Annotated in this window: 17 protein-coding genes; 4 read left to right on the top strand and 13 right to left on the bottom strand. The window is 69.9% G+C overall.

What is annotated here, in order from left to right; genetic code table 11:
• Positions 1–86: 86 nt before the first annotated feature.
• The 8 genes from mltG to AB0I81_RS47605 form a co-directional block, all read right to left on the bottom strand.
• Positions 87–1319 carry an endolytic transglycosylase MltG gene (mltG, locus tag AB0I81_RS47570; RefSeq protein ID WP_360672692.1) on the bottom strand — a complete coding sequence of 411 codons (1233 nt, stop codon included), beginning with the start codon at positions 1317–1319 and terminating at the stop codon, positions 87–89.
• A gap of 148 nt (positions 1320–1467) precedes the next feature.
• Positions 1468–1947, bottom strand: a complete 480-nt coding sequence (ruvX, locus tag AB0I81_RS47575; RefSeq protein ID WP_360672695.1) for a Holliday junction resolvase RuvX — start codon at positions 1945–1947, stop codon at positions 1468–1470.
• Between the two features lies 1 nt (position 1948).
• On the bottom strand, positions 1949–4621 hold the full coding sequence (gene alaS / locus AB0I81_RS47580; protein ID WP_360672698.1) for an alanine--tRNA ligase: 2673 nt from the start codon (positions 4619–4621) through the stop codon (positions 1949–1951).
• Positions 4622–4721: 100 nt separating this feature from the next.
• Positions 4722–4952, bottom strand: coding sequence for a hypothetical protein (locus AB0I81_RS47585; RefSeq protein ID WP_360672702.1), 231 nt, complete (start codon positions 4950–4952; stop codon positions 4722–4724).
• Positions 4949–5344, bottom strand: a complete 396-nt coding sequence (locus AB0I81_RS47590; protein ID WP_360672704.1) for a DUF948 domain-containing protein — start codon at positions 5342–5344, stop codon at positions 4949–4951. Before AB0I81_RS47590 ends, AB0I81_RS47585 begins: the two co-directional genes overlap by 4 nt.
• A gap of 85 nt (positions 5345–5429) precedes the next feature.
• A complete protein-coding gene (locus tag AB0I81_RS47595; RefSeq protein WP_360672706.1) occupies positions 5430–6293 on the bottom strand; it encodes an oxygenase MpaB family protein in 864 nt (287 codons plus the stop codon).
• A gap of 109 nt (positions 6294–6402) precedes the next feature.
• Positions 6403–7704 (bottom strand): replication-associated recombination protein A, encoded by a 1302-nt coding sequence (locus AB0I81_RS47600; protein WP_360672709.1) that lies wholly within the window; start codon positions 7702–7704, stop codon positions 6403–6405.
• 63 nt (positions 7705–7767) lie between these two features.
• On the bottom strand, positions 7768–8247 hold the full coding sequence (locus tag AB0I81_RS47605; protein WP_360672712.1) for a DUF2231 domain-containing protein: 480 nt from the start codon (positions 8245–8247) through the stop codon (positions 7768–7770).
• A gap of 167 nt (positions 8248–8414) precedes the next feature.
• Here AB0I81_RS47605 and AB0I81_RS47610 point away from each other — a divergent pair, with 167 nt between their 5' ends.
• Complete coding sequence (locus AB0I81_RS47610) at positions 8415–9326, top strand: peptidylprolyl isomerase (protein WP_360672715.1); 912 nt, start codon at positions 8415–8417, stop codon at positions 9324–9326.
• A gap of 78 nt (positions 9327–9404) precedes the next feature.
• Here the strand turns inward: AB0I81_RS47610 and aspS are convergent, their stop codons facing one another.
• From aspS to AB0I81_RS47625, 3 genes are read right to left on the bottom strand one after another with little or no spacing between them, the layout of a single operon-like run.
• A complete protein-coding gene (gene aspS / locus AB0I81_RS47615; RefSeq protein WP_360672718.1) occupies positions 9405–11141 on the bottom strand; it encodes an aspartate--tRNA ligase in 1737 nt (578 codons plus the stop codon).
• Entirely contained in the window at positions 11138–12394 is a 1257-nt protein-coding gene (hisS, locus tag AB0I81_RS47620) for a histidine--tRNA ligase (protein WP_360672721.1), read from the bottom strand. Before hisS ends, aspS begins: the two co-directional genes overlap by 4 nt.
• Positions 12394–13074 (bottom strand): MBL fold metallo-hydrolase, encoded by a 681-nt coding sequence (locus AB0I81_RS47625; RefSeq protein ID WP_360672723.1) that lies wholly within the window; start codon positions 13072–13074, stop codon positions 12394–12396. Before AB0I81_RS47625 ends, hisS begins: the two co-directional genes overlap by 1 nt.
• A gap of 138 nt (positions 13075–13212) precedes the next feature.
• Between AB0I81_RS47625 and AB0I81_RS47630 the strand changes: the two genes are divergently transcribed.
• The 3 genes from AB0I81_RS47630 to AB0I81_RS47640 all read left to right on the top strand — a co-directional run bounded on the left by AB0I81_RS47630 (position 13213) and on the right by AB0I81_RS47640 (position 16655).
• Positions 13213–14082, top strand: coding sequence for a peptidylprolyl isomerase (locus tag AB0I81_RS47630; protein ID WP_360672726.1), 870 nt, complete (start codon positions 13213–13215; stop codon positions 14080–14082).
• Positions 14083–14144: 62 nt separating this feature from the next.
• Positions 14145–15374 carry a DUF349 domain-containing protein gene (locus AB0I81_RS47635; protein ID WP_360672729.1) on the top strand — a complete coding sequence of 410 codons (1230 nt, stop codon included), beginning with the start codon at positions 14145–14147 and terminating at the stop codon, positions 15372–15374.
• A gap of 189 nt (positions 15375–15563) precedes the next feature.
• The gene (locus tag AB0I81_RS47640; protein ID WP_360672732.1) at positions 15564–16655 is read left to right on the top strand and encodes a cupin domain-containing protein; all 1092 of its coding nucleotides are present in this window, start codon (positions 15564–15566) and stop codon (positions 16653–16655) included.
• Between the two features lie 98 nt (positions 16656–16753).
• Here the strand turns inward: AB0I81_RS47640 and AB0I81_RS47645 are convergent, their stop codons facing one another.
• Together AB0I81_RS47645 and AB0I81_RS47650 are read right to left on the bottom strand one after the other, a co-directional pair.
• A complete protein-coding gene (locus AB0I81_RS47645; protein WP_360672735.1) occupies positions 16754–18946 on the bottom strand; it encodes a bifunctional (p)ppGpp synthetase/guanosine-3',5'-bis(diphosphate) 3'-pyrophosphohydrolase in 2193 nt (730 codons plus the stop codon).
• Positions 18947–19153: 207 nt separating this feature from the next.
• A complete protein-coding gene (locus tag AB0I81_RS47650; protein WP_360672737.1) occupies positions 19154–19672 on the bottom strand; it encodes an adenine phosphoribosyltransferase in 519 nt (172 codons plus the stop codon).
• Between the last annotated feature and the right edge of the window lie 143 nt (positions 19673–19815).

Here is a 19815-nt window from a genome sequence, read left to right on the forward strand (position 1 = left end):
CTGGGTAGCCATGCTAGGGGACGCAAAGAGAACGCAGGCCCCACTCCGGGACTCTTGCGAGAGGACAGAGGGGGTCCCGTAGAACATCAGCTCGCCCCGAGATTCTTGTTCAACTCTTCCCGGTATCTCACGAACTCGCTCTCTTTGTTGGTGAATTTGGTGATTCTATGCGCCGGATCGGTCGTGACAAACCAGCGCCAATCGCCTTCTGCGGGGTTCAGGGCTGCCATCAGCGCCTTCTCTCCAGGATTGGCGATGGGGCCGGGCGGCAGTCCCTTGTGGCGATAGGTGTTATAGGGAGAAGCCACCTTTGTGTCACGCTCTGTTACTTTTAGTGTTCTTCTGTTCTGGGCGTACAACACGGTGCTGTCGATCTCCAGCGGGATGTCCTTGGCCAGCCGGTTGTAGATCACCCTGGAGATCTTCGGATAGTCCTCGTCGGTGCCGCCCTCGGCCTGGATCATGCTGGCCACCGTGACGACCTGCAGCGGGCTCAGGTTCACCTGCCGCGCCTGCTCCTCCAGGCCCACCTGCCTGGCCGCGGCGGCGAAGCGCTCGGCCATGGCCGCCAGCACGTCCACGGCGGTGTGGCCGGGCTCGATCTCGTACGTGGCGGGGAACAGGAAGCCCTCCAGCCCCTTGGCGTACGCGGGCAGGCCGACGAGCGCCCTGTCCACGTCGCGCAGCTCCTTGAGCGGCAGCCCGGCCAGCTTGGCCAGGCGGTCGAGGACCTCCGTCACCCGCAGGCCCTCGGGCACGGTCACCCGCCTCAGGACCCGCGCGGCGGGGCTGAGCAGCAGGTCGAGCGCCGCTCCCGCGGCCATGCCCTTGCGCAGCCGGTAGTGTCCCGGCCGCAGCCGGTCGCTGACCGCGCGGTCCTCGGTCACGTTCACGAAGGACTGCGAGCTGGCCACCACCCCGGCCTCGGCCAGCGCCGCGCCGATGGCCGATGCGCTGGAGCCGGGCGCGATCCGCACGGTCACGGCGCCGCTGCCGGGCCCGTCGAAGTCGTCGGGGCTCAGGTACGGCTTGAGCACCGCGATGGCCCCGCCACCCAGCGCCAGAGCGCCGGCGAGCAGGCCCGCGGACAGCAGGCCGGCCTTGCGCACGGCCCGCCTGCGCGTCGCGGGCAGCGGGATGACCTCCGCACCGGGAACGTCCTGCGCGGCCTCACCGGCCGCCTGCCGCTCCTCGCCGCTCTCCTGCCGCTCCTCGCCGGCCGCGGGTTGCGACGGCTGCGACGGCTGCGACGCGCCCTCTCCCGAACGGAACGGGATCACGTCGCCGCCGTCGTTCTCGTCCTGCGGTGTCCCGTTCACGCGACCACCCCGCCGACGCCGGCCGACCGCGTGTGACAGACCACCGGAGCCGAACGACTCCCCGTCGTCCGCTCAGCGCGACAGGCCACCGGAGCCGAACGACCCCCCGTCGTCCGCTCAGCGGGACGGACCCCCGTCGTCCGCCCGCTCATGAGGCAGGTCCGTCGGCCGCCGGTGGCGGTTCGACGGGCCTGCCCGGTGGTCTTTCCGTGGCGCGCTCGGAGTCGAGCGCGTCCTGCAGCAGTACCACTGCCGCCGCCTGGTCGACGACGCCCCGCTGCTTCTTGGCGCGTACGCCGCTGGCCCGCAGCCCCTGCTGCGCCGCCACCGTCGTCAGCCGTTCGTCGAAGAGCCGTACGGGCGTGGGCGCCAGCCGGGCCGCGAGCTTGGCGGCGAACTCCCGCGCCAGCCCGGCGGCCTGCCCCTCGCGCCCCGACAACGAGGTGGGCAACCCCACCACGACCTCGATCGCCTCGTGCTCGGCGACGATCGCGGCGATGCGGTTGAGATCGCCTTTGCCCCGCCGAACGGTCTCGACCGGCGTGGCCAGCAGACCGCTGGGGTCGCTGCGGGCCACGCCGACGCGTACGGAGCCGACGTCCACGCCGATCCGTGAACCGAACCTCATGTCAGTCGAGCTGCCCAGAAATCGCCTCTTCGACCAGCCGCAGGCCGTCATCGATAGCCTCCGGCCGCGTGCCACCGCCCTGCGCGACATCGTCCTTGCCGCCACCGCCACCCCCAAGAGCCTTGGCGGCGACGCCGACCAGTCGTCCGGCCTTGAGCCCCCGCTCGCGCCCCGCCTCGTTGACCGCGGCAACCACCACCGGCCGGTCGGAGGGGACGCCGACGATCACCACGACCGCCGGCCGGTCGGCCGGGAACCTGCCACGCACATCAAGCGCGAGCTTACGCAGGTCATCGGGGCTGGTGCCATCAGGCGCGCGGTGTGTCACCACGGAGACACCCCGCAGGTCACGAGCCTGCGTCACCAGTTCGCCCGCCGCCGCGAGCACCTGGGCCGAGCGGAGCCTGTCCAGCTCCTTCTCCGCCGTGCGCAGCCGGCTGACGATGCCGTCGATGCGCTCGGGCAACTCCTCGCGGCGCGCCTTGAGCTGCTCGGTGAGCTGCGCGACCAGCACGCTCTCGCGGGCCAGGAAGCGGAAGGCGTCGATGCCGACCAGCGCCTCGACGCGGCGCACGCCCGCGCCGACCGACTGTTCGCCCAGCACCTTGACCAGGCCGAGCTGGCCGGAGCTGTGCACGTGGGTGCCGCCGCACAACTCGCGCGAGTAGTCGCCGATCTCGACCACGCGGACCTCGTCGCCGTACTTCTCGCCGAACATCGCCAGCGCGCCCATCGCCCTGGCCTCCGCCTGCGAGGTGTAGAACGCGTTGACCTTGAGGTCGTTGATCAGCACGGCGTTGACCTCGTCCTCGACGTCACGCAGCACGCTCTGCGGCACCGCGCCCGCGGCGGTGAAGTCGAAGCGGAAGCGGCCGGGCGAGTTCTCCGAGCCCGCCTGCGCCGCCGTCTCGCCGAGCGCGTTCTTGAAGCCGCGGTGGACGAGGTGGGTGGCGCTGTGGCTGCGCGAGATCGCGCGGCGGCGCTCCAGGTCGATCTGCGCCTGCGCCTCGTCGCCGGCCCTGATCTCGCCGCTGCGGACCTTGCCGCGGTGCACGACCAGCCCCGGCACCGGCGTCTGCACGTCCACGATCTCGACCTCCGCACCGCTGGTGCGGATCACGCCCTGGTCGGCGAGCTGGCCGCCGCCCTCGGCGTAGAACGGGGTGCGCTGCAGCACGATCTCGACCGTCGAACCGGCGCCGGCCGCCGGGACGGACACGCCGTCCACGAGGATGCCGACCACGCTGGTGTCGGCCTCGGTCTCGTCGTAGCCGAGGAACTCGACCTTGCCCGCCGACTCCAGGAGCTGCCCGAACACCGAGATGTCGGCGTTGCCGGTCTTCTTCGCCGCCGCGTCGGCCTTGGCCGCCGCGCGCTGCTCCTTCATGAGGCGGCGGAAGCCCTCCTCATCGACCTTGAGCCCGTGCTCGGAGGCCATCTCCAGCGTCAGGTCGATCGGGAAGCCGTAGGTGTCGTGCAGCTTGAACGCCTGATCGCCCGGGATCGTGCTGCCGGACTTGCGCTTGGTCTCCTCGACGGCCACGTCGAAGATCGCGGTGCCGGTGCGCAACGTGCCGAGGAAGGACGCCTCCTCCGCGTCGATGACCCCGTGGATCTGCGGCGCGTCGGCCTTGAGCTGCTCGTACTGCTCGCCCATGACGTTGATCGCGACGTCGGTCAGCTCGTGCATGTACCGCTCGTCGCCCGAGCCGAGCAGCCGCAGGTTGCGGATCGAGCGGCGCAGGATGCGGCGCAGCACGTAGCCGCGGCCCTCGTTGCCGGGCAGCACGCCGTCGGCGACGAGCATGGTGCCGGTGCGCACGTGGTCGGCGATCACCCGCAGACTGACGTCGGAGCGCTCGTCACGGCCGTAGCGGGTCTTGGTGAGCTCGGCCGCCCTGTCGAGGATCTTGTACGTGGTGTCGATCTCGTAGATGTTGTCGACGCCCTGCAGGATCGCCGCCATGCGCTCCAGGCCCATGCCGGTGTCGATGTTCTTGCTGGGCAACTCGCCCGCGACGTCGAAGTCGACCTTGGAGCGGACCTGGCTGAGCTGGTACTGCATGAAGACCAGGTTCCACACCTCGAGGTAGCGGTCCTCGTCGGCGACCGGGCCGCCCTCCTTGCCGTACTCGGCGCCGCGGTCGTAGTAGATCTCCGAGCAGGGGCCGCCGGGGCCCGGCACGCCCATGTGCCAGTAGTTGTCCTCCAGGCCGCGGCGCTGGATGCGGTTCTCGGGCAGGCCGACCTTGTTGCGCCACAGGTCGAAGGCCTCGTCGTCGTCGAGGTAGACCGTCGCCCACAGCTTGTCCTCGGGGAAGCCGAAGCCGCCGTCCGACTCGGACCTGGTCAGCAGCTCCCACGCGAACGGGATCACTTCGGACTTGAAGTAGTCGCCGATGGAGAAGTTGCCGAGCATCTGGAAGAACGTCGCGTGCCTGGTGGTCTTGCCGACCTCTTCGATGTCGGGGGTGCGCACGCACTTCTGCGCGGTAGCCAGCCGGGCCGCCGGAGGCTTGCGCTGCCCCAGGAAGTACGGCTTGAACGGCACCATACCGGCAGGAACCAGGAGCAGCGTCGGGTCCTCAGCGATCAGGCTGGCCGAGGGCACTACTTTGTGCCCACGCTCCTCGAAGAAGCGCAGGAAGCGGCGCGCGATCTCTGCCGACTCCATTGTGGCCATCCTTTGCTTTAGTCGATCGTTGTCTTCAGCAGCTTGCGGTCTTCGGCGGCACACCACCCGCGGCGGCCCGCCGTGTCAGCCTCTGCTGTCTTCAGCGTTTGTCTTCAGGGTTGTCGAGCGCGAACCGCGCCCGCAACTCCGTTTCGCGCTCCGCGGCCTCGCCGAGCGCGTCGGAGGTAAATTCTCTCACCCTCCGGAGCATCCCCGCGGCACCGTCGGCGGTCCTGCGGGCGACGTGGTCCGGGTGCAGCGCCTGCAGCCTGCGCATCACCCAGAAGGTGAGCAGCGCACCGAGCGACAGGTAGAACAGCCGTCTGATCATCGCAGCCGCCCCTGCCCGGGTTGTCTCACCCGGGTCGTCCTGGGCCTGCGGGCCTCGATGGCGCGGCGCACGCCGTAACCGAGCGAGGACACCTTGATCAGCGGGCCGGTGAAGATGGTCTGCGTCACCGCGCTGAGCTTGGCCGCGTGGCCGCTGACCTGCTTGACGTCCTTGGTGATCGCCTCGACGGCGACCAGTTGCCTGTTGGTCTCGTTGACCGTGACGCTGACGTCGTCGAGCAGCGGCGTCAGGCGGTTGTTCAGGTCGGAGACCGCCTTGGTGGTCTCCGTGAGCAGCCTGGCGAGCTTGACGAGCACCATGGCCATGACGCAGACCAGGACTATCCAGCCCGTGGCCGCGATCAGCCCGGCGACCTCTCCAGCGGTAAGCATCCGCTCATCTCCCTCGTACGCTGGGCCGGAACGGCAAGACCTTATCGCGTTCGAGTGACAACGTTAGTGGCGAAGCCGACCTCGATCAGGCCGCCACGTCGGCCCCTGGCACTTCCATGACCGCGCGCATGAGCCCGCGCGCCGCCCTGATCTCGGGCGCCACCAGGCGTTCCGGCATCGCCATGGCCGCCGAGCGGAGCGCTTTGAGCGCCGCGCCCGCGGCGTATTCGGCCGCCCTGTTGCCGCGGCAGCCGTACATCTGCCTGGCCCATCCCGGCAGGGTCGCGTACGCCAGCGCGCCGACGGCGGGCAGCGAGCCGAGCGCGAGCGGCGGCGCGAGGAAGGCCAGGCGGAGCGAGAGCTGGGGGCTGAGGGTGCGGCGCAGCGCGTCGCGCGCCTCGCCGGTGGCCGACAGGTACGGGCGCATGCCGGCCAGGTAGTCCGCCAGTTCGGCCGCGTCGCGTGGGACGTCGCCGAGGCCGACGAGGAGCGCGCTGCGGCGCTGCTCGGCCACGTACGCGTCCCGCTCGGCCCGGGTGAGCGGCACGCCCGCGCGCCCGGCGACCTCCAGGTGGGAGGAGACCTCCACGCAGTGCACCCAGCGCAGGTTCTCCTCCTCGCCGACCCGGAACAGGGTGCCGGTGTCGGTGTCGAGGCCGATCAGGCGGCCGTGCACGGCGCGGGCCCGCTCGCCGGCGCGCTCGGCCTGCTCGCGGGTGCCGAAGGTGCGCACGGCGAGGTAGTCGAGCTGGCGGCGCAGCCGGGCGCGGGCCACCTCGGGGTCGTCGAGCAGGCAGTTCTGGGCGATGCCGCGGATGGTGCGGGGGTGCAGGGCCTGGAGCTGGAAGGCGCGTACGACGGCCGGCCAGCCGGGCGTCTCGGTGTGCACTCGCCAGGTGATCGACCGGGGGCCGAACAGGCCTCCGCCGGGGGTGACTGTCGCCTTCACATGGTCGTGATTCCCAGCGATCGCCGCCTTAGTACGACTTCGCACGACTTCGCGCCGGTACGGCGGCGCGCTTTCGCGGCAGGTCAGGTTCTGCGCAGGAAGCGGCAGGTCAGGTTCTGCGCAGAAAGTCGCGGATCTTGGCCCAGCGCTCGGCCACCGGGCCCTCCGCGCCGTGCCGGGTCGGCTCGTAGTAGCGCCGATCGCGTACCTGCTCCGGCGCGTACTCCTGGCGCACCAGCCCGTGCTCGAAGTCGTGCGGGTACTTGTAGCCGTCGCCGTGGCCGAGCTTGGCCGCCCCCTGGTAGTGGGCGTCGCGCAGGTGGCCGGGCACCTGGCCGATCAGCCCCTTGCGCACGTCGCCGACCGCCGCCCCGATGGCCTTGACCACCGCGTTGGACTTGGGCGCCATCGCGCAGTGGATGACCGCCTGGGCCAGGTTGATCTGCCCCTCCGGCAGCCCGATGAGCTGCACCGCCTGCGCGACGGCCACCGCCGTCTGCAGGCACGTCGGGTCGGCCATGCCCACGTCTTCCGAGGCGAAGATGACGATGCGGCGGGCGATGAAGCGCGGGTCCTCGCCGGCCTCGATCATGCGGGCCAGGTAGTGCAGCGCGGCGTCGGCGTCGGAGCCGCGCATGGACTTGATGAACGCGCTGATCACGTCGTAGTGCTGGTCGCCCTGCCGGTCATAGCGCACGGCGGCCTTGTCGACGGCCTTCTCCACCACCTCGACCGTGATGTCGTCGGCCAGCAGCGCCGCCGCCTCCAGGTAGGTCAGCGACCTGCGCGCGTCGCCGCCCGCCAGGCGTACGAGATGCTCCAGGGCCTCGGGGGCGAGCGTGGCGCGCCCGTCCAGGCCGCGCGGCTCGGACACCGCGCGCGACAACACCGTGCGGACGTCGTCGTCGGACAACGACTCCAGCGTGAGCAACAGCGAGCGGGACAGCAGCGGCGAGATGACCGAGAAGAACGGGTTCTCCGTGGTGGCGCCGATGAAGGTGACCCAGCGGTTCTCCACGGCGGGCAGCAGGGCGTCCTGCTGGGCCTTGTTGAAGCGGTGCACCTCGTCCACGAACAGCACGGTCTGGCGGCCGGTCATGCCCAGCTCGCGGCGCGCGTTCTCGATGGCGGCGCGTACGTCCTTGACGCCCGCCGACACGGCGGAGATCTCCACGAAACGGCGCTTGGTGACGTTGGAGACGACGTAGGCGAGCGTGGTCTTGCCGGTGCCCGGCGGCCCCCACAGGAACAACGACATGGGAGCCTCGCTCTCGACCAGGCGCCGCAGCGGGGTGCCGGGGCCGAGCAGGTGCCGCTGGCCGAGCACCTCGTCGAGCGTGCGCGGGCGCATCCGCACCGCGAGGGGCTGCGGGGTGGCCTCCTCAGCCGCCGAATCGAACAGGCTATCCACAACGCGAGATTACACGTTGCGGAAAGGCCCCAGGTCCAACAAATGCTTTCAGGACCGCACGGCTCAGGACCACACGGCCCTGGCCCCCGAGTCGCCGGCCTGGAAGACGTAGTAGCCGGACACCGCCGCCAGCACGACCGTCAGCGCCGAGACGATCATCGTCACCGGCCGCCCGAAGCGGTCGCGTCCCACGGAGTCGCGGGAGGGGCGGGTGGCGTACACGAGCAGCAGGGCGGCCACGCCCAGCCCCAGCACCGACAGCAACAGCGGGTTGGCGAAACCCTGGTGCGTGGAGATGCGCGCCGCCATCTCGCCCTCCGCCGTGCTGAACCGGGCCGCCTTGAGGCTCTCACCGCTCTGCCTGGCCGCGAACACGGCCGCCGGCGTGGCCACGGAGAGCAGCACCACCGCCCACGCCACGTTCACCCGCCAGCGCGGCAGCAGGGCGTAGACCACGGCGACGGCGACCAGCAGCGGGGTCAGCACCACGGCGAAGTGAATGATCAGGGGATGGGCCGGCAGGCCCAGGATCTCGTCAAACATGAGGCGCTCCCTTGGTGCTCATTTCAACTACGAATGTCAGCACCATATGGTTCGCGACCTCAATCGTCTCACCCACGGCTTTCGCCACTTACGTCCGTCACATATCCGAGGCCGGTAGCATGCGCGGAGTTGTTTGGTCATGGCATGGCAAAGACGAGGAGATAGCGGTGAGCGGCGACGACCGCCAGAACGAAGACGACCGCCAGTCAGAGCTGGCGCGGGCGCACAAGGAACGGCAGGCGAAGCGGGCGGCCGAGCAGAACCCCAAGGGAAAGCGGAACACCGTCATCGGCGCGGTCGTGGCCGTCGTCGTGGTCGCGGGCGGCATCTTCGCCGCGACCACCCTGGTGGGCAACGACAGCGCGGGCACCGCCGCGGCGCAGAGCACGCCCTCTGCCTCCGCCTCGTCCAAGGCACCCATCCCGACGACGCTGCCGAGCACCACCGCGCCGCGCAAGGCGAAGGACATCAACTGCACCTACAAGCGCGACGACTCGGTGCCGAACAAGTTCGTGGGGCTCCCGCCCAAGAGGCCCAACCTGAAGCTCAAGGAGATGACGGTGGCCACCAACCACGGTGACATCGTCATCGAGGTGGACCCGAACGCCACCCCGTGCACGGTCAACTCGATGGCCTTCCTGGCGAAGAAGAACTTCTACAAGGGCAACAAGTGCCACCGCCTGGCCAAGCCCGAGACCTCCGGCCTGTTCCTGCTGCAGTGCGGCGACCCGCTGGCCAAGGCCGACGGCAAGAACCCGACGGACGGCCAGGGCACGGCCGGGTACGTCTACGGGGACGAGGCCGTGGGCGTGGTGCCCTACGGCAGGGGCGTGGTGTTCCTGACCCAGCCTCTGGACGCGGCCGGGCAGAACAGCAGCCAGTTCGCGATCTCGCTGTCGGATGAGAACACCCAGATCGACCCGGTCTACTCGGTTCTGGGCATGGTCAAGTCAGGGCTGGAGATCATCGAGAAGGTCGCCGAGGAGGGTGTGATCACCAACCCCGACGACGTCACGGGCGACGGCGGCTCCAGCGCGCCGAAGAACCCGGTCGTCATCAAGAAGGTCACCCTGAAGTAGGGGACCTCGCACGAAAGCGGCGGCCGCCACCATGCCGGTGGCGCCCGCCGCTTTCGCGTGAAGAGTGCCGTGCGGTGGCTACACCTCGGCCTTGGGCCGGGCGTCCACGCCCGCCTCCTTGCGCTGGTCCCCCGTGATCGGCGTGGGCGCGCCCGTGAGCGGGTCGAACCCGGAGGCCGTCTTCGGGAACGCGATCACGTCACGGATCGAGTCGCCGCCCGACAGCAACATGCAGATCCGGTCCCAGCCGTAGGCGATGCCGCCGTGCGGGGGCGGGCCGTACTTGAACGCCTCAAGCAGGAAGCCGAACTTGCTCTCCGCCTCCTCCTTGGAGATGCCCAGCACGTCGAACACGCGCTGCTGCATCTCGGCCCGGTGGATACGGATCGAGCCGCCGCCGATCTCCATGCCGTTGCAGACCATGTCGTAGGCGTAGGCCAGCGCCTCGCCGGGGTGGTCCTGGAAGTTGTCGGCCCATTCCGGCTTCGGCCCGGTGAACGGGTGGTGCACGGCCGTCCAGCCGCCGTCGTCGGTCTCCTCGAACATGGGGGCGTCCACGACCCACAGGAACGACCACTGCGACTCGTCGATCAGGCCGCAGCGCCGCCCGATCTCCAGGCGGGCCGCGCCGAGCAGGTCACGGGATGAGCCCTTGGCGCCGGCCGCGAAGAAGATCGCGTCGCCCGGCTTGGCGCCGACCTTCTCCGCCAGCCCGCCCAGCTCCTGCTCCGACAGGTTCTTGGCGACGGGGCCGCCGAGCGTGCCGTCCTCCTGCACGAGCACGTACGCCAGGCCCTTGGCGCCGCGCGAGCGTGCCCACTCCTGCCAGCCGTCGAGCTCCTTGCGGGTCTGGGAGGCCCCGCCCGGCATGACGACGGCGCCGACGTAGGCCGCCTGGAAGACGCGGAACGTCGTGTTGGCGAAGTAGCCGGTCATCTCGACCAGCTCCTGGCCGAAGCGCAGGTCCGGCTTGTCGGAGCCGTAGCGGGACATGGCGTCGGCGTACGTCATGCGCGGCAGCGGCAGCGGCAGCTCGTACCCGGCGATCTCCTTCCACAGCCGGCCGATCAGCTTCTCGCCGACCTCGATGACGTCCTCCTGGTCCACGAAGGACATCTCGACGTCGATCTGGGTGAACTCCGGCTGCCGGTCGGCCCGCAGGTCCTCGTCGCGGTAACACTTGGCGAGCTGGTAGTAGCGCTCCAGGCCGGCCACCTGAAGGAGCTGCTTGAACAGCTGCGGCGACTGCGGCAGGGCGTACCAGTTGCCCGGCTGCAGGCGTACCGGCACCAGGAAGTCGCGCGCGCCCTCGGGCGTGGAGCGGGTCAGCGTGGGCGTCTCGACGTAGACGAAGCCGAGGTCGTGCATCACCTCGTTGGCCAGGTACGTGGCCTTGGAGCGGGTGCGCATGGCGGTGGCCACCTGCTGGCGGCGGATGTCGAGGTAGCGGTACTTCAGCCGCGCCTCCTCCGACACCCCCACGTTGCCCTCGATCGGGAACGGCAGCGGCGCGGACTCGCTCAGCACCTCGACCCGCTCGGCCACCACCTCGATGGCGCCGGTCGGCAGCTCGGGGTTCTCATTGCCGTCGGGGCGCACCCTGACCTGGCCGACGACCTGCACGCAGTATTCGGCGCGCAGGTCGTGGGCGTGGTCCTCCTCGCGGAAGACCACCTGGGCCGAGCCGGAGGCGTCACGCAGGTCGATGAAGACGACACCGCCGTGGTCACGGCGGCGGGCCACCCATCCTGCGAGCGTCACCTGCTGCCCGGCGTGCTCCTCACGGAGCGACCCGGCGGTATGCGTGCGGATCACTGCACTTTCCCCTTCAAGACATCTACGACCTGGGCCAGCGGCACTTCGGTCTGTTCAGCGGTGGACAGGTCCTTCACTTGCACGGCCTCGGCCGCCAGGTCACGCTCGCCCAGGATCAGCGCGAAGCGGGCACCGGAACGGTCGGCGCCCTTCATCGCACCCTTGAGCCCCTTGCCACCGAAGGCCATGTCGGCGGCGACACCGGCCGCGCGCAGCTCGCTCACGAGCTTGAACATCGCCCGCGCCGCCTCGTCGCCCAGCGCCACACCGTACACCTCACAGCGGGCCGGGACATCGAGAGTCACACCTTCGCGCTCCATGGCGATGACGGTGCGGTCGAGGCCGAGCCCGAAGCCGATGCCGGGCAGGCGCGGCCCGCCGATGGCCTCCGACAGCCCGTCGTAGCGGCCGCCGCCGCCGATGCCGGACTGGGCGCCCAGCAGGGGGTGGTCGAACTCGAACGTGGTGCGGGTGTAGTAGTCGAGGCCGCGCACCAGCCGGGGCTGGTCCTCCCACGGGATGCCCAGGTCGGCCAGGAGCTGCTTGACCCGGTCGTGGTAGGCCTTGCAGTCGGGGCACAGGTGCTCGCCGATGAGCGGCGCGTTCTCCAGTTGCGCGCGCACCTCGGGACGCCGGTCGTCGAGCACCCGCAGCGGGTTGATGTCGATCCGGGCCCGCGTGGCCTCGTCGAGGTCGAGCCCGCGCAGGAAGTCCTGCAGCCGCGCCCGGTAGAGCGGGCGGCACTCCGCGCAGCCCAGCGAGTTGAGCAGCAGCCTGACCTGGGTGAGGCCGAGCGCGGTGTACCACTGCCAGGCCAGCGCGATGGTCTCGGCGTCAACCGCCGGGTCCTCGCTGCCGATGGCCTCCAGGTCGAGCTGGTAGAACTGCCGGTAGCGGCCCTCCTGCGGCGCCTCCGCGCGGAAGACCGGCCCGTCGGTCCACACCTTGACCGGGAGCTGGCCGCGGTGCAGGCCGTACTCCAGGACCGCGCGCAGCACGCCGGCGGTGAACTCCGGGCGCAGCGTCAGGGATCTGCCGCCTCGGTCGGTGAAGGTGTACATCTCCTTGCTGACGACGTCGGTGGACTCACCGACGCCCCGCGCGAACAGCTGCGTGTCCTCGAAGACCGCGGTCTCCAGGTAGGCGTACCCCGCGCGCCTGGCCGTCTCGGCGAACGCCCCGCGGATCGCGTAGAACGTCGACGCCTGCGGTGGGACGTACTCCTTGACGCCCTTGGGTGCTTGGAAAGTCATTAGATCCCTCGTGTGGGACCGGCGTGCGGCGCTGCTTCCTTCAAGTACGGATTGGTCGCGCGCTCGCGGCCGATCGTGGTCTGTGGTCCGTGGCCCGGCAGGACGACCGTATCGTCAGGCAGCGGCAGGCACTTGGCGGCCAGGCTGCGCAAAATCGTCGGATAGTCGCCGCCGGGAAGGTCTGAACGGCCTATGGAGCCGGCGAACAGCAGGTCGCCCGAGAACATGACCTCGTCTCCGGGCAGCCGGAAGCTCACCGACCCCCTGGTATGGCCGGGCGTGTGGTCCACCACGAGTTCGAGGCCGGCCAGCTCCAGCACGGCGCCGTCGGACAGCTCGCGCACATCGTCGGGCTCGCTCAGCGTGATCCCGCCGAACAACTCGGCGCTGGTGTCGGACCAGCCGGCGGCCGGGTCGCTGAGCAGATGACGGTCCTCGGGATGGATCCACGCGGGCACGTCGCGCGCGCCGCAGACGGGGGCCACCGACCAGACGTGGTCGAGGTGGCCGTGGGTGAGCAGGACCGCGACGGGCTTGAGCCGGTGCTCGCGCAGCAGCTCGTCGACGCCTCCGGCCGCGTCCTGACCTGGATCGACGATCACGCACTCCTCGCCCGCGGCGGGCGCGACGACGTAACAATTGGTCTGGAAGGCCCCTGCGGGGAAGCCGGCGATGAGCATCTGCCTCAGGTGATCTCGTCGAAAAGCCAATGGGAATGTAACCGAAGGGTACCGGTGCGGGTCGCCGGGCTGCGAATCATTACCCGTTGGCCGATACGATTCGCCCACCTCAGTTGATTGACTATGGGAGGCAAAGCGGTGTCCACGGGGAAGGACCGGCAGAAGCAGCTGGCACGTGAGCACTACGAGCGGCAGCAGCAGCGCCGCGTCGAGCGCGAGCAGAAGGCCAAGCGCACAGCAATCATCGGCTCCACCGTGGGCGTGGTGATCGTGGTCGGCGGCATCGTGGCCGCGGTCGCGCTGCTCGGCGGCAACGACACGGGCACGGAGGCGGCCGCCTCGCCGTCGGCGACACCCGCCGACACCACGGCGGCCTCGGCGCCCACGGGGCCCAAGCCGTACGACGCCAAGACCGGCACGTGCGACTACGCCAAGGACAGCACCGGCGGTCAGGTCAAGGATGTCGGCACGCCGCCGACGAAGGTCAAGACCGAGCCGGCGACCAAGACGATGACGTTCAAGACGAACCAGGGCGACATCGTGGTGGAGCTGAACAACGCCAAGGCTCCGTGCACGACCAACTCGCTGGAGTTCCTGGCGAAGAAGAACTACTACAACGGCAGCAAGTGCCACAGGCTGGGCAACCAGCAGTTCCCGATGCTTCAATGCGGTGACCCGACCGCGAAGGCCGACGGCAAGAGCCAGGACGGCTCGGGCGGCCCGGGTTACGTGATGGCCGAGGAGAATCTCGAAGGAGCCCAGTACAAGCGCGGTGTGATGGCGATGGCCAAAACGCAGGCCCCGGGTTCCACGGGCAGCCAGTTCTTCCTGGTTTACGGGGACATCGGACTCACCCCGGATTACACGCCTGTGGGTACGATCACCAAGGGGCTGGACATCCTGGACAAGGTGAACAAAGCAGGCGTCATCCAGGGCGGCCAAGATGGGACAGGAGCGCCAAAGGAAACCGTTGAAATCAAAGACGTGACAATCGCCGGCAAGAGCTGACGTAATACAAACTAGGGACGAAGTAGTCCCGAAGGGTCTGATGGATAGTGCGGGAGGACACGGTGAGCACCGACCCGTGGGGCCGGGTAGACGACGACGGCACCGTCTACGTGCGTACGGCTGAGGGAGAACGGGCCGTCGGCTCCTGGCAGGCCGGTGAGCCCGAAGAGGCACTGGCCTACTTCCATCGCAAGTACGACGAGCTGGCCGGCCAGGTGCAGTTGCTCGAACAGCGCGTCAGGGGCACCGATCTGGCTCCGGCCCAGGCCGAGGCGAACATCGCCAAGCTGCGTGAGGCCGTCGCCGACGCGCACGCCATCGGGGACCTGGGCGCGCTGACGAGGCGGCTGGACGGCCTGACCGAGCTCGTGGCCCAGCGCCGCGAGGAGGTCAAGGTGGCCCGCGAGCACGCGCGGGCCGAGGCCAGGACGGTCAAGGAGCGCATCGTCGGCGAGGCCGAGCGCATCGCGGAGGAGACCACCCACTGGAAGTCGGGTGGCGAGCGGCTGCGTCAGCTCGTCGAGGAGTGGAAGGCCGCCGACCGCATCGACCGGGTCACCGAGGCCACGCTGTGGAAGCGGCTCTCGGCCGCGCGCACCGCGTTCGCCAAGCGGCGCAAGCAGTACTTCGCGGGGCTGGACGAGCAGCGCGAGGGCGTACGCGCGGCCAAGGAGCGCATCGTCGCCGAGGCCGAGGCGATCGCGGACTCGACCGACTGGGGCGCCACGGCGGCGATCTACCGCGAGCTGATGCAGCAGTGGAAGAACGCGGGCCGGGCCTCCCGCGAGGCCGAGGACGAGCTGTGGGGCCGCTTCAAGGCCGCGCAGGACCAGTTCTTCCAGGCGCGCTCGGCGGTCTTCGCCGAGCGCGACGCCTCGCTGGCCGCCAACGCGGTGGTCAAGGAGGAGCTGCTGGCCGAGGCCGAGAAGATCCTGCCGGTCACCGACGTACGCACGGCCAGGGGCGCGCTGCGGCACATCCTGGAGCGCTGGGAGGCCGCGGGACCCGTGCCGCGCGAGCAGCGTGACCGGCTGGAGGGCGGGCTGCGCAAGGTGGACGAGGCCGTGCGCAAGGCCGAGGACGCCGAGTGGAAGCGCTCCAACCCCGAGGCCAGGGCCCGCGCGCAGAGCACGGTGGACCAGCTGCGCACCTCGATCGAGCAGCTGGAGAAGCGGCTGTCCAAGGCTCAGGCCGCCGGGCGGGCCAAGGACGTCAAGGAGGCCGAGGAGGCCCTGACCGCCCGCCGTTCGTGGCTGGCGGAGGCCGAGCGCACGCTGACCGAGTTCAGCTAGATCCGGCGCGGGGCCGTCACAGGGCCCCACGCCGGATCTGGTCGCGGGCCGCCATCGGCTCTGCGCCCTCGTGCGGCTTCCCGCCGCGGCGCCATCGTGCGGCTTCCCGCCGCGGCGCCATCTTTGACCTGGGCCGCCGTCGCCGGATCGGGCGGCGCGCGACGGGGCCCGGGATCTAGGCTGGCGGGCATGGACCCCGTCACGGCCGCGCGCGCCTTCGTCGAAGAGATGTTCCCCGGCGCCCTGTACGCCTACGTCGGCGGCAGCGTGCTCACCGAGCGCCGCACCGGCACCTCCGACCTCGATGTCGTGGTGGTCCTGGACGGCCTGCCCCGTCCCTACCACGAGACGCTGCGCTGGCACGAGTGGCCGGTCGAGCTGTTCGTGCACAGCGAGACCAGCCTGGCCGCCTACATCGACAAGGGCTTCGACCTGCGCCGGCCGACGCTGGCCCGCATCTGCGCCGACGGCGCGGTGGTGGCCGACAGGACGGGCGGCCGGGCCAGCGACCTGCAGAGCACGCTGGCCGAGCAACTGGCGGCGGGCCCGTCGGGGCTGACCACCGACCAAGCCGAGCGTTTCCGGTACGTGCTGTCCGACCTGCTGGACGACCTCTCGGGCGCGACGGACCCGGGCGAGCTCACGTTCATCGCCTGGGAGGTCGTCCAGGCCACCGCCAGGATGGCGCTGGGCGTGGGGCGCGCGTGGCAGGGCAACGGCAAGTGGCTGCTGCGGGAGTTGCGCACGCACGATGCCAAGCTGGCCGATGAGCTGCTGGCCACCCGCGATGACCCGGCCCGGCTGGCCGCGGTGGCCTCGGACGTGCTCGCGCGGGCCGGAGGACGCCTCTGGGAGGGTTACAGGACCCAAGGGGACCCTTTCCACCGGCCGCTGGGTCACGTGCCCTCAGGGACGCTCTCGGGCGAAACGGCGCAAAGCAGCGGCATGCGGCGGCTGGCCGCCGTCAGCGGGGCCACGACCGGCTCGTCGCGGTTGTGGATGGGCCAGACGCACGTCGCCCCCGCCACCCGCTCGTCCGACCACCACCACGGGGCCTCCGAGACCGCCATCTACGTGGTCAGCGGCAGGCCGTCGTTCGTGTTCCTGGAGGACGGACGGGAGCGGCGCATCGACGCGGCGCCCGGCGACTACGTGTTCGTGCCGCCGTACGTGCCTCATCGCGAGGAGAATCCCGACCCGTCGCAGGAGGCGGTCGTGGTGATCGCACGCAGCACGCAGGAGGCCATAGTGGTCAACCTGCCCGACCTGCGCCAGCGCTGAGCTCTTTACGTCAATCTGCCCGACCTGCGCCGGAGCTGAGCTCTTTACGGCTCCTGGTCAATCTGCCCGACCTGCGCCGGAGCTGAACCCTCTATGGCTCAGCCGCCGGCGCCGCTCACCCGGTAGACGTCGAAGACGCCCTGGATGTTGCGTACGGCCTTCAGCACGTGCCCCAGGTGCTTGGGGTCGCCCATCTCGAAGGTGAACTTGCTGATCGCCACCCGGTCGCGTGAGGTCGTCACCGAGGCGCTGAGGATGTTGACGTGCTGGTCGGACAGCGTACGGGTGACGTCGGACAACAGACGCGGCCGGTCCAGCGCCTCCACCTGGATGGCCACCAGGAACACGCTGTCGTCGCTCGGCGACCAGCTCACCTCGACCAGGCGGTCCGGCTGCGACTTGAGCGACTGCACGTTGGTGCAGTCGCCCCGGTGCACCGACACGCCGTGGCCCCGGGTGACGAAACCGACGATCTCGTCGCCGGGCACCGGGGTGCAGCACTTCGACAGGCGTACCCACACGTCGGCGTCGCCCGCCACCACCACGCCCGCGCCGCCACCACCACGGGGACGGCCGCGCGGCCTGGTCGGCAGCGAGGTCTCGGCGATGTCCTCCTCGGCGCTGTCCACGCCGCCGATGGAGCTCACCAGCTTCTGCACGACCGTCTGGGCCGCGATGTGCCCCTCCCCCACGGCCGCGTACAGCGCGGACACGTCGGGGTAGCGCAGGTCGCGGGCCAGCGCCAGCAGCGCCTCGCCGGACATCAGCCGCTGCAGCGGCAGGCCCTGCTTGCGCATGGCCCGCCCGATGGCCTCCTTGCCCGCCTCGATCGCGGTCTCGCGGCGCTCCTTGGAGAACCACTGCCGGATCTTGTTGCGGGCCCGGCCCGACTTGACGAACTTCAGCCAGTCACGCGAAGGCCCGGCGTCCGGCGACTTGGAGGTGAAGATCTCCACCGTGTCGCCGTTGCCGAGCCGCGACTCCAGAGGCACCAGCCGGCCGTTGACCCTGGCGCCGATGCAACGATGGCCGACCTCCGTGTGCACCGCGTAGGCGAAGTCGACCGGCGTGGCCCCCTCGGGCAGGGCGATGACCGAGCCCTTCGGGGTGAACACGTAGACCTCGGAGACCGACAGGTCGAAGCGCAGCGACTCCAGGAACTCGCCCGGGTCGGAGGTCTCCTTCTGCCAGTCCAGGAGCTGGCGCAGCCAGGCCATGTCGCTGCCCGGCTTGACCTTGCCCGCGGGGCCGGGGGCGCCGACCTCCTCCTTGTACTTCCAGTGCGCGGCCACGCCGTACTCGGCCCTGTGGTGCATCGCGTGGGTGCGGATCTGCAGCTCCACCGGCTTGCCCTCGGGACCGATCACCGTGGTGTGCAGCGACTGGTACATGTTGAACTTGGGCATCGCTATGTAGTCTTTGAACCGGCCCGGCACCGGGTTCCACCTGGCGTGGATGGTGCCGAGGGCGGCATAGCAGTCACGCACGCTGTCGACCAGCACGCGGATGCCCACGAGGTCGTAGATGTCGTCGAACGCCACGTCGCGGGCGATCATCTTCTGGTAGACCGAGTAGTAGTGCTTCGGCCGGCCCTTGACCACCGCGCGGATCTTCGCCTCGCGCAGGTCGCCGGAGACCTTCTCGATGACCTCCTGCAGGAACAGGTCCCTGCGCGGCGCCCGCTCCGACACCATGCGCGCGATCTCGTCGTAGCGCTTGGGGTAGAGCATGGCGAACGCGAGATCCTCCAGCTCCCACTTGATCGTGTTCATGCCCAGGCGGTGGGCCAGCGGGGCGAAGATCTCCAGCGTCTCGCGGGACTTCTGGTGGCGCTTGTGCTCCGGCAGGTAACGCATGGTGCGCATGTTGTGCAGGCGGTCGGCCAGCTTGATGATCAGCACCCGGATGTCGCGCGACATGGCGACGACCATCTTGCGTACGGTCTCGGCCTGCGCGGCGTCGCCGAACTTGACCTTGTCGAGCTTGGTGACGCCGTCGACCAGGGACCCGATCGTGTCGCCGAAGTCACCGCGCAGCTCGTCGAGGCTGTAGGCGGTGTCCTCCACCGTGTCGTGCAGCAGCGCCGCGCACAACGTCTCGTCGTCGGTGCCGAGCTCGGCCAGGATCGTCGCCACGGCGAGCGGATGGGTGATGTACGGGTCGCCGGACTTCCGCTTCTGATCGCGGTGGTGATAGGCGGCAACGTCGTAGGCCCGCTCGATCAGGCGCAGGTCGGCCTTGGGATGGGTGGCACGGACCGTGCGGAACAACGGCTCCAGCACCGGATTCATGGCCCCACCCCCAAACCGCCTTCGACGCACCGCCGGAACACCGGGCGCCTCGGCGGCGTTGCCGGCATCGGTTACGTCCGGCGCGACCACATCACGGGGCACACGGACTCCCTACGCACTGGCTCCTCACGCAAAAAGCTCCTCACGTTTCGAGTCCAGATCCCCCAGTGTATCCAGGCGGCGAACCCGGACCGCCTCGGGCCGCGCTCAGACGATCACCAGAGAGTGCAACTTGACTCCCGGCAGGCGTTCGCGGCCCTTGAGGAAGGCCAGTTCCATCAGCACGGCGATGCCGACGACCTCGGCTCCGGCCCTCTCCACCAACTCCACGGCAGCCTTCGCGGTGCCTCCGGTGGCCAGTACGTCATCGACGATGAGCACCCGCTCGCCGGGCGTGAACGCGTCACGGTGGACCTCGATGGTCGCGGAGCCGTACTCCAGATCGTAGGACTCTTCCAGGGTCTCGGCAGGCAGTTTCCCCTTCTTCCGTACGGGCACGAACCCCGCCGACGCCCGGTAGGCCACCGGCGCGGCCAGGATGAAGCCCCGCGCCTCGATCCCCACGATCTTGTCCACCTGGTGCAACCCGGCCAGTTCGTCCACCACGGCCGCCATCGCGACCGGGTCGGCCAGGAGCGGGGTGATGTCCTTGAACAGGACGCCCGGCTGGGGATAGTCGGGCACGTCCCTGATCCGGTCCAGGATCAGCGTGCTCAGCTCGGTCATGGTGTCGTTCCCTCGCATTTCTCCACCGGCCGTGTGCCGCGCTCCATGATGGTGCATTCCGGCACCACTCCGTACCGCGGGATGTTTATGGAAATGGGCATACGACGGCGCCCCCGCCCCGGAAAGGGGCGAGGGCGCCGGTT

It is taken from the genome of Nonomuraea sp. NPDC050404 (genome assembly GCF_040655495.1).
GTDB lineage: Bacteria > Actinomycetota > Actinomycetes > Streptosporangiales > Streptosporangiaceae > Nonomuraea.